10 protein-coding genes are annotated in these 16,516 nt (G+C 65.4%); 5 read left to right on the plus strand and 5 right to left on the minus strand.

All coding sequences use genetic code 11. The features are described from left to right. Positions 1–82: 82 nt before the first annotated feature. Together EV665_RS17945 and purH are read left to right on the plus strand one after the other, a co-directional pair. A complete protein-coding gene (locus EV665_RS17945; protein ID WP_133035150.1) occupies positions 83–1,765 on the plus strand; it encodes a heparinase II/III family protein in 1,683 nt (560 codons plus the stop codon). 99 nt (positions 1,766–1,864) lie between these two features. Next, positions 1,865–3,475: a bifunctional phosphoribosylaminoimidazolecarboxamide formyltransferase/IMP cyclohydrolase gene (gene purH, locus EV665_RS17950; protein ID WP_064331957.1), complete on the plus strand. Its 1,611-nt coding sequence runs from the start codon at positions 1,865–1,867 to the stop codon at positions 3,473–3,475. 114 nt (positions 3,476–3,589) lie between these two features. Here the strand turns inward: purH and EV665_RS17955 are convergent, their stop codons facing one another. Beyond that, positions 3,590–4,948, minus strand: a complete 1,359-nt coding sequence (locus EV665_RS17955; RefSeq protein ID WP_245507753.1) for an MFS transporter — start codon at positions 4,946–4,948, stop codon at positions 3,590–3,592. A gap of 275 nt (positions 4,949–5,223) precedes the next feature. Beyond that, positions 5,224–10,005, minus strand: coding sequence for an NAD-glutamate dehydrogenase (locus tag EV665_RS17960; protein WP_133035151.1), 4,782 nt, complete (start codon positions 10,003–10,005; stop codon positions 5,224–5,226). A gap of 276 nt (positions 10,006–10,281) precedes the next feature. Here EV665_RS17960 and pdxY point away from each other — a divergent pair, with 276 nt between their 5' ends. Together pdxY and EV665_RS17970 are read left to right on the plus strand one after the other, a co-directional pair. Further along, on the plus strand, positions 10,282–11,157 hold the full coding sequence (gene pdxY / locus EV665_RS17965) for a pyridoxal kinase PdxY (protein WP_064331954.1): 876 nt from the start codon (positions 10,282–10,284) through the stop codon (positions 11,155–11,157). Between the two features lie 95 nt (positions 11,158–11,252). Further along, the gene (locus EV665_RS17970; RefSeq protein ID WP_064331953.1) at positions 11,253–11,894 is read left to right on the plus strand and encodes a carbonic anhydrase; all 642 of its coding nucleotides are present in this window, start codon (positions 11,253–11,255) and stop codon (positions 11,892–11,894) included. Positions 11,895–12,045: 151 nt separating this feature from the next. On the opposite strand, the gene EV665_RS17975 is transcribed toward EV665_RS17970, so the two are convergent. The 3 genes from EV665_RS17975 to EV665_RS17985 form a co-directional block, all read right to left on the minus strand. Continuing rightward, positions 12,046–12,867 (minus strand): lytic murein transglycosylase, encoded by an 822-nt coding sequence (locus EV665_RS17975; RefSeq protein WP_064332712.1) that lies wholly within the window; start codon positions 12,865–12,867, stop codon positions 12,046–12,048. Between the two features lie 221 nt (positions 12,868–13,088). Beyond that, complete coding sequence (locus tag EV665_RS17980) at positions 13,089–14,123, minus strand: aspartate-semialdehyde dehydrogenase (protein WP_064331952.1); 1,035 nt, start codon at positions 14,121–14,123, stop codon at positions 13,089–13,091. A 112-nt stretch (positions 14,124–14,235) separates the two neighbouring features. Next, positions 14,236–14,511 (minus strand): hypothetical protein, encoded by a 276-nt coding sequence (locus tag EV665_RS17985; protein ID WP_133035152.1) that lies wholly within the window; start codon positions 14,509–14,511, stop codon positions 14,236–14,238. Between the two features lie 95 nt (positions 14,512–14,606). Here EV665_RS17985 and EV665_RS17990 point away from each other — a divergent pair, with 95 nt between their 5' ends. Next, the gene (locus EV665_RS17990; protein ID WP_064331951.1) at positions 14,607–16,496 is read left to right on the plus strand and encodes an MFS transporter; all 1,890 of its coding nucleotides are present in this window, start codon (positions 14,607–14,609) and stop codon (positions 16,494–16,496) included. Positions 16,497–16,516: the final 20 nt, after the last annotated feature.

Consider the following 16,516-nt stretch of genomic DNA (forward strand, 5'->3'; position numbering starts at 1 on the left):
GTCAACAGCCCATCGACCGCCGGTCAATTGACGCCGCTTGCCTTCTCGGCCTAGCTATAGGCCAAGGAGGCATTCGTTAACCATGCAGCTTTCCGACAGGCAGCGGCTTCTCTATCTGTATATGCGTGAGGGTTGGCGCCGGTTTTCGCGGAGGCTCGCCCTCGGGCGAATCAGTGCCATGCGTTTTTCCGGCGGCACGCCGGACCGGCTGGTCGTGGCCCCGACGGACCTTCACCCCGCTGATTTATTTGCCGGCGAAGAAATCGTCGCCGGACGTTTCCCGCTGGCCGGCCGCGTTCTCGAATGCGACGGCGAATCGCCCTTCGCGCTGGAGCTTCCCTCGGAAGAGTTCGCCGTGCGCCTGCATTCCTTCGGCTGGCTGCGGCATATGCGGCTGGTCGATCCCGAAAAGGCCGCCCACACCGCCCGCTTCATCGTCGACGACTGGCTGCAGAGCCATGGACGCGTCATCGGTGGTCTTGCCTGGCGACCGGATGTCGCCGCGCAGCGCATCATTGCCTGGCTGTCCCATTCGCCGGTCGTCCTGAAGGATGCCGATTATCCCTTCTATCGCCGCTTCCTGAAGAGCCTTGCCTTCCAGGTCCGCTATCTGCGCCATGTCGCCGATACGACGCGCGACGGCGAGCCGCGGCTGAGGGTGCGCATCGCGCTCGCCATGGCCTCCATCGCCATGCCGGCCTCCGCCTCGCGCATGCGCAAGGCCGCCCGCCATCTCGACGAGGAGCTCGACCGGCAGATCCTGCCCGATGGCGGCCATTCTTCGCGCAATCCGCGGGCCGCGCTCGACGTGCTGCTCGACCTGCTGCCGCTGCGCCAGACCTATGTGAATCTCGGCCATGACGTGCCCGCGCAGCTCATCCCCTCGATCGACCGCATCTTCCCGGCGCTGCGATTCTTCCGCCACCAGGGCGGCGAGCTCGCGCTGTTCAACGGCGCGACCTATACGCTGGCGAACGAGCTGATGTCGGTGCTGCGCTACGACGAGACCGGCGGCGCCCCCTTCAAGGCGCTGCCGCAGAGCCGTTACGACCGCCTGGCGGTCAAGGAGACCGTCGTGCTGATGGACACGGGCGTGCCCAAGTCGGTCGATCTTTCGGCGACGGCCGCTGCCGGTGCGCTTTCCATCGAAATGTCCTCGGGCAAGAACCGCTTCATCGTCAATTCCGGGCGCCCGCGTTTCGCCGGCGAGGCGCTCAGGCAGATGTCGCGCACCACGGCGGCCCATTCCGTCGCCACGCTCAACGACACGTCCTCCTCGCGCATCTCCACCTCTCGTTTCCTCGGGCCGATCGTCGTCGGCGGCGTCGGCAAGGTGGATGTGTCGCGTGCCGAGCGCCAGTCCGGCGCCGACAGCGTGACGGCGACCCACGACGGTTATCTCAAGCGCTTCGGCCTGCTCTACGAACGGGATATCCTCGTGGCGGCGACGGGCAGCGAGATCCGCGGCCGGGAGCGCTTCTACAAGCCCGCCGACCCGGATGGGGCAATCGAGAAGGGCACCGCCGTGGTGCGCTTCCATATCCCTCCGACGATCCAGCTCTATCGGGTTTCGGCCAACGAGACGCGGCTGATCGCGCCCGATGGCGAGGCCTGGGCGCTGACCTGCGTCGATGTCGCCGTGGAGGAAGAGGAGGATGTCTTCTTCGCCGATCCCTCCGGCGTCAGGGCGTCGCGCCAGCTGACGCTGACCATGCCGCTTGCCAAGGTGGCGGAGGTTCAATGGTCATTGGTGCGGCAACGCTGAGAATTCCCGGCTTTTGGCGGTTTTCTCGGGGCCGGCCCTGTGATAACGGGGCGCATGACCATCCGGCCCTCCTCCCGGGCCGTCAGAACGGAGCGTCCCATGGCCGTCATTTCCAAGAAAATTCCCGCCCCTGACCGTGTCCCCCTGCGCACGGCGCTGCTGTCCGTCTCCGACAAGGCCGGTATCGTCGATCTCGCCCGCGCCCTTGCCGAAAAGGGCGTGCGGTTGCTCTCGACCGGCGGCACGCACAAGGCGCTCAGCGATGCCGGGCTCGACGTCACCGACGTTTCCGAGGTCACGGGCTTTCCGGAAATCATGGATGGCCGCGTCAAGACGCTGCATCCCGCCGTGCATGGCGGCCTGCTTGCGATCCGCGACGACGCGGAGCATGTCGAGGCGATGAAGGCGCATGGCATCGGCGCGATCGACCTTGCGGTCATCAACCTCTATCCCTTCGAGGAAGTGCGCGCCAAGGGCGGCGACTATCCGACGACGGTCGAGAACATCGATATCGGCGGCCCGGCGATGATCCGCGCCTCGGCCAAGAACCACGCCTATGTGACCATCGTCACCGATCCCGCCGATTATCCCGCGCTGCTGGAGGAACTTGCCGACGGTTCGACTTCCTACGCCTTCCGCCAGCGCATGGCGGCGAAGGCCTATGCCCGCACGGCGGCCTATGACGCAGCAATCTCCAACTGGTTCGCCGATGCGCTCGATATACCCATGCCGCGCCACCGCGTGCTCGGCGGCGTCCTGAAGGAGGAGATGCGTTACGGCGAGAACCCGCACCAGAAGGCGGGCTTCTACGTGACCGGCGAAAACCGCCCGGGCGTGGCGACCGCCACGCTGCTGCAGGGCAAGCAGCTTTCCTACAACAATATCAACGATACCGATGCCGCCTTCGAGCTCGTCGCCGAGTTCCTGCCGGAAAACGGCCCGGCCTGCGCGATCATCAAGCATGCCAATCCCTGCGGCGTCGCCACCGGCAGGACGCTGAAGGAAGCCTATGCGCGGGCGCTCGCCTGCGATCCGGTCTCGGCCTTCGGCGGCATCATCGCGCTCAACACCACGCTCGATGGCGAGACGGCGGAAGAGATCGTCAAGCTCTTCACCGAGGTCATCATCGCGCCGGACGCGGACGAGAAGGCCCGCGCCGTCATCGCCGGCAAGCCGAACCTGCGCCTGCTGGTGACGGGCGCCCTGCCCGATCCGCGCGTGCCGGGCCTTTCGGCCAAGACGGTGTCGGGCGGTCTCCTCGTGCAGAGCCGCGACAACGGCATGGTCGAGGACCTCGAACTGAAGGTCGTCACCAGGCGTGCGCCGACGGCGCAGGAGCTGGAAGATATGAAGTTCGCCTTCAAGGTCGCCAAGCACGTCAAGTCGAATGCCGTGGTCTATGCCAAGGACGGCCAGACGGCCGGCATCGGCGCCGGCCAGATGAGCCGCGTCGATTCCGCCCGCATCGCCGGCCTGAAGGCCGAGGAAGCGGCCAAGGCCATGGGCCTTGCCGAGCCGCTGACCCGAGGCTCGGCCGTCGCGTCGGAAGCCTTCCTGCCCTTCGCCGACGGTCTGCTTTCGGCGATTGCCGCAGGCGCCACGGCGGTGATCCAGCCGGGCGGCTCGATGCGCGATGCGGAAGTGATCGCCGCGGCCGACGAAGCGGGCGTCGCCATGGTCTTCACCGGCATGCGCCATTTCCGCCACTAAATCGGTCTGACCCCTGCGCAACTCCGGCAAGACGGCTTCACCCTCTTGCCGGGGGCTTCTGTAGCCGGATTCTTCGCCGGATAGAAACGCCCCGCTCACGGGGCGTTTTGCGTTTCAGGCCTCGACTTTCGCTGCCGGATAGGGCGTGCGCAGCAGGAGCAGGAAACCGGCAAGGAGGAAGGCGATGAGCGCCATCATGCCCAGGCGGGCGGAGCCGGTTGCCGTGGTGACGAGCGCGACGGAGAGCGGCGCGAGGAAGGACGTGGCCCGGCCGGACAGGGCATAGAGGCCGAAATAGCGGCCTGCCTCGTCGGGATGGATGCTTCTTGCGAGATAGGACCGGGCGGAGGCCTGGACGGGGCCGAAGGCGACGCCGATCATAAGGCCGTAGACGATATAGGCCTTTTCCGCCGCGGTGCCGAACAGGCCGCCGGAATCGGCGGTCGGCAGAGGGATGAGGCCGAACAGCGTGAAGCCCGGGCCGGTGGAGACGATGCCGATGGTGGCGAGGATCAGGCAGACGAGGCTCATCACGACGACGGCCTTCGAGCCGAGGCGCCTGTCCATGCGGCTGGCATAGAGGCAGCCGCCGATCGCCACCACGTTGAGGATGATGCCGTAGATGCCGAGCTCGAAGGTCTGCCAGGCGAACATGCCGGCGGCGAAGGTTCCGCCGAGCGCCAGCAGCCCGTTGACCCCGTCCTGGTAGATCATCCGCGCGATGAGGAAGCGCAGGATGCCCGGCTTCCTGCGCAGGTCGCGCAGCGCGACGGAGAGGTCGGCAAAGCCGGCGCGCACGGCGGCCGCAATGGGCAGCCCGCGGCTCTGGTCCGGCGTGAAGAAGAACATCGGCAGGATGAAGACGAAATACCAGAGCGCCGAGATCGGCCCGGTGATGCGGGCATCCTCGCCGGCGGCGGCGTCGAGGCCGAAGAGCGGGCTGATGCCGATCGCCGTCCGGCCGGTCTCCGGGTTTGCGGCCAGCAGCGCGACGACGGCGATCAGCACGATCATGCCGCCGAGATAGCCGAGGCCCCAGGCGATGTTGGAGATGCGGCCGACATCCGCGGGGCTGACGAGGCGCGGCATCATCGAATCGTTGAAGACGATGGAGAATTCCGCCGCCACGGTGGCGAGCACGATCATCGCCATGGCGAAGACGAGGCTGCTGCCGGGCGCCGCATACCAGAGGGCGAGGAGCGACAGGATCTTGACGGCGGCGAAGGCGGCGATCCAGGGTTTTCGCGCGCCGGAGGCATCGGCGATGGAGCCCATGACGGGGGCGAGCAGCGCGATGGCGACGCCGGCGATGGTGAGCGTGTAGCTCCAGGCCGCCTGCCCGGCCGCGTGATCCTCGGTGAGGCGCGAGACGAGATAGGGGCCGAAGATGAAGGTGGTGATGACCGTGAAGAAGGGCTGCGCCGCCCAGTCGAACAGCATCCAGCCCGTTATGCCGAGACGGTTTTCGCGCACGCTTGCTCCTCGAATCGTTGCAGCGGCGGTTTTTTCGCGCCGGTTCGGGGCGAGGCTAGCATTTGCGGGTGATGAGGTTCAACGGGTGGGACGGCGGTGGAAGAGAGCGCCCGCCTCTTGACTGCCGGCCGTCTACCGCAAGGCAGGCAACCGCCGATGGAATGAAAACGTCGTCCCATTCCGTTCTCCTCCCGGGGGGAGAACGGCGACGTCGGATTCCATCTGCTCCGGAAAGCAGTCGCAGCCGCCGAAAGACGGCTGCGACGAGGTTGGCTTTATCGTGCCCGTTCCTGCGCAAGGTCGCTCAGGATGCCGGCGGCGACGCTTACCTTGGCGAGCGTGGCTTCGCCGGCTTCCGTCAGCGCCGAGAGGTTGGCGGTGACGCGGGCGAGCCGCTCGCGGTCGCCCTGCTGCCAGGTGGCGAGCGGTGTCTTGTCGCCCTTGTGGCGCGTCAGCACCACGGTGGCGAGATCGCGGCGGGCATTGGCGATGTCGGTGAGGCTGCGCTGCAGGGCGAGTGCCTCGTAGAGATCGCTGGTCGGAATGCGGCCGGCCGCCGAAAGCAGCCGGCCGATATTGAGCGCCGCGCTGATGCCGGCAAACGCCTGCGCCGTCTTGCCGAGCGTGTCGCCCGTCGCCCCGGCGATCAGCATAACTTCCGGCACGAAGGTCAGCATGGAGAGCGTGACGATCTCTTCCGCCAGCTCCGTCGGCACGCCTTCGTCCTCATAGGCATGGGCCTTGCGGCGGGCCTCGTCGCCGGCCTGTTCGGAAATGAGGGTGGAAAGCTGCGGGCGCAGTTGCTTCAGGGCCTGCTTGAGCTTGTGCACCGCCTCACCCATGGGGCCTGATACCGCCCCGGTGGTCAGGAGCAGGCTGGTGACGGAGGCGTAGATGCGGCCGATCTCCTCGTAGAGCTCGTTCTGCACGGAGCCGGAGACCTGGTTGTCCAGGGCGTCGACGCCGGCATAGAGCGCGGCGAGGCCGTAGCCGTCGCGCGCGATGACGGCCGCCTTCACCGCATTGGCGGGACCGAAGCCGGTACCATCCGTCAGCGTGTTGACGAAGGCCGGGCCGCCGCGGTTGATCACCTCGTTTGCAAGGATCGTCGCGATGATCTCGCGGCGCAGGCGATGGGCGCGGATGTCGTCCGCATAGGCCTTCTGCATCTTCGCCGGGAAGTAGCTCATCAGCGTCGGTTCGAAATAGGGCTCGTCCGGCAGGTCGGTGCCGACCAGTTCGTCGAACAGCACCAGCTTGGCATAGGAGAGCAGCACGCCGATCTCCGGCCGCGTCAGCGGCTTGCCGGCCTGGTAGCGCTCGGCCACCGTACGGTCGTCCGGCAGCGTCTCGACCTTGCGGTTGAGCTGGCCGGCAGCCTCCAGACGGTCCATCAGGCGGGTCAGCGGCGCGCGGTTGGCCGTACCCTGACGTTCCGTCAGCGAGATCGCGAGGGATTGCAGGTAGTTGTTGCGCAGCACAAGGTGACCCACCTCGTCCGTCATCGCGGCGAGCAGCACGTTGCGCTTGGCGCGCGGCAACCGGTCCTCGCGCATGGCAGAGGCGAGCGCGATCTTGATGTTGACCTCGACGTCCGACGAATTCACGCCGGCCGAATTGTCGATGGCATCCGAGTTGCAGCGCCCGCCCTTGAGGCCGAAGGCGATGCGGCCGCGCTGGGTGACGCCGAGATTGGCGCCCTCGCCGATCACCTTGGCGCGCACATCGTCGGCGACGATGCGGATCGGGTCGTTGGCGCGGTCGCCGACCTCCGCATCCGTCTCGTTCTGGCCGCGGATATAGGTGCCGATGCCGCCGAACCACAGGAGATCGACCGGTGCCTTGAGGATCGCGGTCATGATCTCGAAGGGCGTCGCCTTGGCCTTGTCGATGCCGATGACGGCCATGGCTTCCGGCGTCAGCGTCACGGATTTTTCCGTGCGCGGGATGATCATCGCACCCTTTGAGAGCACGGAGCGATCGTAATCCTGCCAGCTCGAACGCGGTAGGTTGAACATGCGGCGGCGCTCGGCGAAGGACGTGTCGGTATCGGGATTGGGATCGATGAAGATGTCGCGATGGTCGAAGGCGGCGAGGAGCCGGATCTTGCGCGACAAAAGCATGCCGTTGCCGAAGACGTCGCCCGACATGTCGCCGACGCCGGCGACCGTGAACGGCGTCTTCTGGATGTCGATGTTCATCTCGCGGAAATGGCGCTTGACGGTTTCCCAGGCGCCGCGGGCGGTGATGCCCATCTTCTTGTGATCGTAGCCGGCCGAGCCGCCCGAGGCAAAGGCGTCGTCGAGCCAGAAGCCGGCTTCCTGCGCCAGGCCGTTCGCCGTATCGGAGAAGGTCGCCGTGCCCTTGTCGGCGGCGACGACGAAATAGGGGTCGTCCCCGTCGAGGCGTATCGTATCGGCCGGCGGCACGACGTCCTGGCCGACGATGTTGTCGGTGACGGAGAGCAGCGTGCGGATATAGGTCTTGTAGGCCTCGGTGCCGGCCTTGAAGACGGCGTCACGGCTGCCGCCGACGGGAAGCTGCTTCGGATAGAAGCCGCCCTTGGCGCCGACGGGCACGATGACCGAGTTCTTGACCTGCTGGGCTTTCACGAGACCGAGCACTTCCGTGCGGTAGTCCTGCGCGCGGTCGGACCAGCGCAGGCCGCCGCGGGCGACCTTGCCGAAGCGCAGGTGCACGCCCTCCACCTCGGCGCCGTAGACGAAGATCTCGCGGAAGGGCCGCGGTTCCGGCAGGCCGTCCAGGGCCTTCGGGTCGAGCTTGATCGCCAGCGTTTTACGCGGCTTGCCGTCCGCATCACGCTGGAAATAGTTGGTGCGCAGCGTCGCCTCTATGGCGTTGACGTAGCGCCGCAGGATGCGGTCCTCGTCGAGGCTCGGCACGTTGGCCAGCGCCGCCTCGATGGCCGTCGCCACGTCCGCGGATTTCTTCTCGCGCTGGCGCTCGGAGAGCTTCGGGTCGAGGCGCGTCTCGAACAGGCGGAAGAGGTCGGCGGCGATCGGCGGATACTTGTTGAGCGTATCGGCGATATAGCCCTGCGAATAGGCGATGCCCGTCTGGCGCAGGTAGCGCGAATAGGTGCGCAGCGCCATGATCTGGCGGGCGGAGAGGCCGCCGGTGAGGACGAGGCGGTTCAGCGCGTCGTCATCCACCTCGCCGTGCCAGGCGGCGAGGAACGCTTCCTCCAGCATCGGGCTCAGCCTGGCAAGGTTGATCTCGACGCCGTCGCGGTGCCGCAGCTCCATGTCATGCAGGATGACGCGGCGCCCGTCGCCGTCGAGGCTCGCCAGCGTCAGGTCGTGCGTCTGCTCGCTGATGACGTTGAAGCCGAGGTTTTCCAGCAGCGGCACGCGCCGCGACAGCGAAACGGGCTCGCCGGCATGGAAGATCTTCAATTCGACCGAGGCGAGATCCGTGTGCCAGGCCTTGCGGTAGAAGGCGATGCTGATCGGGTTCTCGGGCGTCGCCGTGGTGATCAGCGCCAGGTCCGCATGGGCCTCGGCGGGGGTGAAGTCCTCCTGGTAGCTGCGGTCGGTGACGAGCCGCACGCCGTCCGCGTTGGAGAGCGCCTCGAAGCGGTCGGTCCAGCGGGTGGCGATCTCGCGCACCGCCTGTTCGAGCTTGCCCTGCGGGATGCGCGGCGTCTTGCCGCCGGAACGGCCGATGATGAAGTGCACGCGGGCAAGGCCGCCTTCCGGGAAGGCCGGATAATAGGCCGAGACGCGGCCGTCATAAGCCGACTTCAGATAGTTGCCGATCTTTTCCCGCACATCGGAATCGTACTGTTCGCGCGGCACGTAGACGATGACCGAGACGAAGCGGTCGAAACGGTCGATGCGCGGCAGCACGCGGATGCGCGGCCGGTCGGCAAGTTCGTTGATCTGCTCGCAGAAGGTGGCGAGCAGGCCGGTATCGATCTGGAAGAGATCGTCGCGCGGATAGGATTCCAGCGTGTTGATCAGCATCTTGCCGGAATGGCTCTTCGGATCGTAGCCGAAATGCTCGATGATGTGCTCGACCTTGGAGCGCAGCAGCGGGATCTGGCCGGCGGCATGGGTATAGGCCGTCGAGGTGAAGAGGCCGACGATGCGCAGTTCGCCGATGACCTTGCCCTTCTCGTTGAATCGCTTGAGGCCGACATAGTCCATATAGGCCCGGCGATGCACGACGGATTTCACATTCGCCTTCGTGACGATCAGGAAATCAGGGCCTTCGAGGAATTCGAGGATTTCCGGCGTCGTCGTTACCGCGTCCTTGCCGAGGCGCAGCACGCGCACGTCGGGATCGGAGAGGATGCCGAGGCCTTCGCCGCCGCGTTCGACGGTCGCCGCCTCGCCCTTGCCGGAATAGCTGTATTCACGCATGCCGAGGAAGGTGAAGTTGTTGCCGCGCAGCCAGTGAAGGAAGGCGAGCGCCTCCTCCTTGCCCGGCTTCTCCTTGGCGTAGCGCTCCATGTCGGCCGTGACGCTGTCGAGCTTTTCCAGCATGGAAGGCCAGTCGTCGACGGCCAGGTGCACCTGGTCGAGCACGGTCCCGACCCGCTCGGCGAGCGCCGCGGCCTCGTTCGGTGCCAGTTCGGACAGATGGATCTCGATATGGCTGACCCGCTGCGCCGGGTCGCTGTCCTCGTCCGGCGAGAAGAGTTTCGGCGCTTCGCCCGGCGTCACGACGAGAATGGGGTGGATCGCCAGGTGGATGTCGCGATGGGTGCTCGTCACCTCGCCCATCACCGAATCATAGAGGAACGGCTGGTTGCGGTCGGTGACGGACAGAACCGAGACGGGCTGGCCCTGCGGGCGAACATCGGCCAGCGTGGTGACGGTGATGCGCGGTTCCGTGCCGTCCCAGGCCTCGATCTCGGCCATGGCATGGGCGGCCGCGACGGCCAGCATCTCGCCGGTATAGTGCTCGAGGTCGTCCTTGCTGGCGCGCCCGAAGAGGATGTCCGGGTTCAGCGTCTTCGCGCCGAGGGCGGCGGCTGCGGCCTTTGCGGCCTCGATGTGTTTTTCTCTTTTCACGTTGGTCCTGGCACCCATGGAATTCTCCCTCGAATCCGATGGCCGGACGTTAGCAGAAGAAAAAATACGCGCGACGGAATTTGTGGAATCGCGAGAAAATTCAATCGATTTTGTCCAAGATAGGTCAGTTTCACTGTCGTTTTGTCGTGAAATCCGTGTTTTCTCGTCGAAAAGCAGCCCGAAACCGGCCGGAGCTGCTTTTTTCCCCGTTTCGGCCGACGGTCGAAAAAGGGGTGGGCGTTGACAGGAAATGACCCCCTTGTCATCACTCGGCCGGAACCAGGGGAGCCGGTTATGAACGAGAGCGACAAGGGCGCGGTCATCGTGATTTCGAGCCATGTGGTGCGCGGCACGGTGGGCAACCGCGCCGCCGTCTTCGCGCTCGAGACGCTCGGCCATCCGGTCTGGGCGCTGCCGACCGTCATCCTGCCCTGGCATCCCGGTCGCGGGCGTTCGACGCGGGTGGCGATTTCCGCTGACGATTTCGACGCGATGATCTCCGATCTCATCCGCGCGCCCTGGCGGGGCGAGGTCAAGGCGGTGCTGTCCGGCTATCTCGGCAGTGCTGCGCAGGCCCATTCGGTGGCGCGGCTCGTCACGGCCCTGCGGGCGGAAAATCCCGATCTCGTCTATATGTGCGATCCGGTCTGCGGCGACGATCGCGGCCTTTACGTTCCGGAGGATACGGCCGTGGCGATCCGCGATGCGCTGATCCCCCTCGCCTCGATCGCCACGCCCAACCGCTTCGAGCTTGCCTGGCTTGCCGGCGCGCCGCTCGAGACCAACGGGGCGATCATGGAGGCGGCGCTGTCGCTCGGGCCTGCCCGCATGCTCGTCACCTCCTCGCTGGCGCTGATGGCGGGGAGCACCGGCAATCTCTATCTCTCCGGGCGCCATGCGCTGCTGGCGGAACACCGGCTCGTGCCGAATCCGCCGAACGGCACGGGGGACCTTCTGGCCGCGATCTTCCTCTCCCGGATGATGGAGGGCCTGCCGGAGGAGCGCGCCCTGATGATGGCGACCGCCAGCGTCTTCGAGATCGTCGCACGCACAGCCAAGCGCGGTGCCGACGAGCTGACGCTCGAACAGGACGCCTCCAGCATTTCCACGCCCATGGCGATGGTGCACATGCGCCGCCTCGTGCATCCGGCCCAGCCGCGGCGATCCTGAACGATCCGGCCTTGCGCCCTGCCTTTCGGAATGGTTTATGCAGGGTCGGATGGGGCCTCATCCGGTAGATTGTTACACGGGGGTATTCCGACGCCATGAACCGTTTTCCCGATCGTCTTCTGAACGGCTACCGCAACTTCATGTCCGGCCGTTACGCCGAGCAGTCGGCGCGCTACAGGGCATTGGCCGAGACGGGCCAGAAACCGAAGACACTCGTGATCGCCTGTTGCGATTCCCGCGCCGCGCCGGAGACGATCTTCGACAGCGGGCCGGGCGAGCTCTTCGTGGTGCGCAACGTCGCCAACCTCGTGCCGCCCTACGAGCCGGACGGCCAGTTCCATGCGACGTCGGCGGCGCTCGAATTCGCCGTGCAGTCGCTGAAGGTCAGCGATATCGTGGTGATGGGCCATGGCCGCTGCGGCGGCATTTCCGCGGCGCTCGATCCGGATGCCGAGCCGCTGTCGCCCGGTGATTTCATCGGCAAGTGGATGGGCATGCTGAAGCCCGTCGCCGAACAGATCCAGGGCGCCGAGATCCTGACCCAGGGCGAGCGCCAGCGTGCGCTGGAGCGCGTCTCGATCCGCAATTCGCTCACCAACCTGCGCAGCTTCCCCTGCGTGCGCATCCTGGAAGAGCGCGGCCGCATCCAGCTCCACGGTGCCTGGTTCGATATTTCGACGGGCGAATTGTGGATCATGGACGCCAAGACCGGCGACTTCCAGCGCCCCGGCATATAACGAAAAACCCGGCGCGAAGGCTCGCACCGGGTTATCTTATTGATATATCGCTCTTTTCCCACTCTCGGCCTCATCGAGAATCCACCGCCGTATCCGCAGCGTGGATGGTCGGGTCAAACCCGACCATGGCCAGAGAGAGGCCCGGGGCCGATCAGTCGCCGTCGATTTCCGCACCGATGATGGCGATCGCGCGCTGGTAGACGCTCGCCGCGTTCCAACCCTGCAACGCGCTGAAATTGGTCTGGCCCGGCTGGTAGCCGCCGCCGGCGCTCCAGCCGTGGCCGCGCAGGAAGTTGGCCGTGGAGGCGAGCGCGTCGGCCTTGGAACCGACGAGGTCGATACGGCCGTTGCCGTCGCCGTCGACGCCGTATTTCAGCACATTGGCCGGCAGGAACTGCGTCTGGCCGATTTCGCCATGCGCCGCGCCGCGGGCCGAGGTCGACAGGATGCCCTTCTGCACGAGCTGGAGCGTGGCGTAGAGCTGATTGGTGAAATAGTCCGACCGGCGGCAGTCATAGGCGAGCGTCGCGACGGCCGAGATCGTGTGTTCCTTGCCGAGGAAGCCGCCGAAGCCGGTTTCCATGCCCCAGATGGCGAGCAGCGGGCCGGCCGGCACGCCGTAGCGCGCCTCGATGCGCTGGAAGAGCGCGGCATTCTGCTTCTTCAGGCTCTTGCCGCGGCGGATGATCGCCTGGCCGCCACGCTTCTGCATGAACTGTTCGAGCGAGAGCTTGAAGCTCTTCTGGCCGCGGTCGGCGCGGATCGTGGCGCGGGCATAGCTGACATTGGAGAAGGCCTTGTCGATCGTCGAACGGCTGATGCCGCGGCCGGCCGCCTCGTCCTTGAACGCCTCTACCCAGGCCGGAAAACCGCCCCCGTCGTTGCCGCACTTGGCCGCTTCGGCCACCGCCGGCACTGCCGCCATGGCGATCATTGCGGCCAGCACCTTGGCCACGCTCTTTGTCATGCCCATGAAAAACCCCGTGATCTCGTCAATTCCGCTGGGAAAGCATGCCATGCTCTCCTGTTCCTGTCATCGCACCTTGCCGTGAACCGTTCCGGCGATGCCGCCGGGACCGCTTCAAAGCGAAGTCCCGATTGTCCTCAGACGGAACAACCGGGACTTTTATTTAAAATTGATTAAGGGAGCGTTGCCAATTTTCTCGAAAAGGCGATGCGCTCCGCTTTCCGCCGTCAGGCAGCCTGCTTCTTCGCCTTGATCAGGCCGCGGGCAACGAGCAGCTCCGCGATCTGGATGGCGTTGAGCGCGGCACCCTTGCGCAGGTTGTCGGAGACGACCCACATGTTGAGGCCGTTCTCGACCGTCGCGTCTTCGCGGATGCGCGAAATGTAGGTGGCATCCTCGCCGGCCGATTCGTACGGGGTGATGTAGCCGCCGTTCTCGTGCTTGTCGATAACCTGGCAACCCGGCGCCTCGCGCAGGATCTCGCGGGCCTCGTCCGCCGTGATTTCCTTCTCGAATTCGATGTTGACCGATTCGGAATGGCCGATGAAGACGGGAACGCGCACGGCCGTGCAGGTCACCTTGATCTTCGGGTCGAGCATCTTCTTGGTCTCGGCGAGAACCTTCCACTCTTCCTTCGTGTAGCCGTCCTCCATGAACACGTCGATGTGCGGGATGACGTTGAAGGCGATGCGCTTGGTGAACTTCTTCGATTCGATCGGATCGGCGACGAAGACGGCGCGGGTCTGGTTGAATAGTTCGTCCATGCCATCCTTGCCGGCGCCGGAGACCGACTGGTAGGTCGACACGACGACGCGCTTGATGGTGGCGCGGTCGTGCAGCGGCTTCAGCGCGACGACGAGCTGGGCGGTCGAGCAATTGGGGTTCGCGATGATGTTCTTGCGGGTGAACTGCGTGACGGCGTCGGGGTTCACTTCCGGAACGATCAGCGGCACGTCGGCGTCGTAGCGCCAGGCCGAGGAGTTGTCGATGACGACGCAGCCCTGGGCGCCGATCTTCGGCGAATACTTCTGCGAAACCGTGCCGCCGGCCGACATCAGGCAGATGTCCGTGTCGGAGAAATCGTAGTTTTCGAGGTTCTGCACCTTCAGCGTCCTGTCGCCGAAGGAGACCTCGGTGCCCTGCGAACGGGCGGAGGCGAGCGCCACGACTTCGTCAGCCGGGAAACCGCGCTCGGAAAGGATGTTCAGCATTTCGCGGCCGACATTGCCGGTCGCGCCGGCGACTGCGATCTTGAAACCCATGTCTAAAGCTCTCTTTCTCTGTCTCTCCGCGGGTTCAGGAGGTGAAACCCGCCGGCCATGACGCGGGTTCCGGTCCCCGGCCATACCGGGGAGAGAGCGGTGGCCAGAGACGTCAGACGGTTTTCGTCGTCGTTTTGGCCATTGTTTTGGAAATCGATACGCAATGACGAACCCGTCCGGCGGTGAAGGCCGGAGCGATCATGCGGGCGATGGCGAGACCATAGCGGTACATGGCGGTTCCTTTGCGTGCGTGCTGAATACGCTCATCTGCCGAAGAGTCAAGCCTTGCGTGAACGATCCGGGATTTCGCCAGCGCCCTCGACTTAAGTCTTACGCCGAAAGTCATAAGCCCAAAGCAGCGCTGATGCAGCAAGGCGTTTTCTGCCATCCTTTCATCAGGCGCACCCCGTCCGGTGTTTTTAGGGAGAAACTCCGGACCGTCATGGGCTGCCCCGCTACGCCGTTTTCGTGGAGGACAATGAAATGGCAAATGTTTCGACCGTGGGCAACGCCAAGGCTGCGCCCATGACGGGCGAGCAGAAGAAGGTGATCTTCGCCTCTTCGCTCGGCACCGTTTTCGAGTGGTACGACTTCTATCTTTACGGCTCGCTGGCGATCTATATCGGCGCCACCTTCTTCAGCCAGTATCCGGAGACGACGCGCAACATCTTCGCGCTGCTCGCCTTCGCCGCCGGCTTCCTCGTGCGTCCGTTCGGTGCGCTGGTGTTCGGCCGCCTCGGCGACCTCGTCGGCCGCAAGTACACCTTCCTCGTCACCATCCTGATCATGGGCGTCTCGACCTTCGTCGTGGGCCTCCTGCCCGGTGCCGCCACCATCGGCATTGCCGCGCCGATCATCCTGATCATCCTGCGCATGCTGCAGGGTCTGGCGCTCGGTGGGGAATATGGCGGTGCCGCGACCTACGTGGCCGAGCACGCTCCGGACGGCAGACGCGGTTACTTCACCTCGTGGATCCAGACGACGGCGACGCTCGGCCTGTTCCTGTCGCTGATCGTCATCCTCGCGGTGCAGTTCATCGTCGGCAAGGAAGCCTTCGCCGAATGGGGCTGGCGCATTCCGTTCCTGCTGTCGGTCGTGCTCCTCGGCGTTTCCGTCTGGATCCGTCTGAAGATGAACGAATCGCCGGCCTTCGCGAAGATGAAGGAAGAAGGCAAGGGCTCCAAGGCACCGCTGACGGAAGCCTTCGGCCAGTGGCGCAACGCCAAGATCGCGCTGCTCGCGCTCTTCGGCGCCGTCGTCGGCCAGGCCGTCGTCTGGTATTCCGGCCAGTTCTATGCGCTCTTCTTCCTGACGGGCGTTCTCAAGGTCGAGAGCCAGTCGGCCAATATCATGGTCGCCTGCTCGCTGCTGATCGGCACCGGCTTCTTCGTCTTCTTCGGCTGGCTGTCGGACAAGATCGGCCGCAAGCCGATCATCATGGCCGGCCTGGTGCTCGCCATGCTGACCTACTTCCCGCTGTTCAAGGCTTTGACCTGGGCCGGCAACCCGGCGCTGGCAACGGCGCAGGACACGATCCGCGCAACGGTTACCGCTGCTCCGGGCGACTGCAAGTTCCAGTTCAACCCGACCGGCACGGCGAAGTTCACCACCTCGTGCGATATCGCGACCTCGTTCCTGACCCGCAACTCGGTGCCCTATGACGTCGTCACAACGGCGGCTGCCGGCACGGCGGCAACGGTTCAGATCGGCGACAAGACGATCTCGAGCTACGATGCCATCGCTTCGGCCGACCAGGTCAAGACGCTCGACGCGGCCTTCCAGAAGGAAACCAACCTGGCCCTGCAGGCGAACGGTTACCCGCTGGTCCGCGGTGCGGTCAAGGTTCCGGATTCCAAGCTGGATGCCTTCATCGCAGGCAACCCGGAACTCGCCCTCGATGCCGCCGCCATCCGCGCCGGCGAGAAGGCGACCATGCCGGCTGCCGACCTCGTCACGGCCAAGCTGCTGACGGCCGAGGAAGCCGCCGGGGTCTCCGACATGGCGGTCTACACGATCGACAAGGGCGGTGCCTTCACCATGGTGGCCGATCCGGCGCGCGTGAACTGGATCACGATCATCGCCGTGCTGACCGTTCTCGTGATCTACGTCACGATGGTCTACGGCCCGATCGCCGCCCTGCTGGTCGAGCTGTTCCCGACCCGCATCCGCTACACCGGCATGTCGCTGCCCTACCATATCGGCAACGGCTGGTTCGGCGGCCTGCTTCCGGCGACGGCCTTCGCGATGAGCGCGGCCCAGGGCGACATCTACTACGGCCTCTGGTACCCGATCGTCTTCGCTGGCATCACGCTGGTCATCGGTCTTCTCTTCCTGCCGGAAACGAAGGACCGCGACATCCACGCCATGGATTGATCTCCCCCTTCCGATAGTTC

The sequence above is a fragment of the Shinella granuli genome, assembly GCF_004341885.1.
Classification (GTDB): domain Bacteria; phylum Pseudomonadota; class Alphaproteobacteria; order Rhizobiales; family Rhizobiaceae; genus Shinella; species Shinella granuli.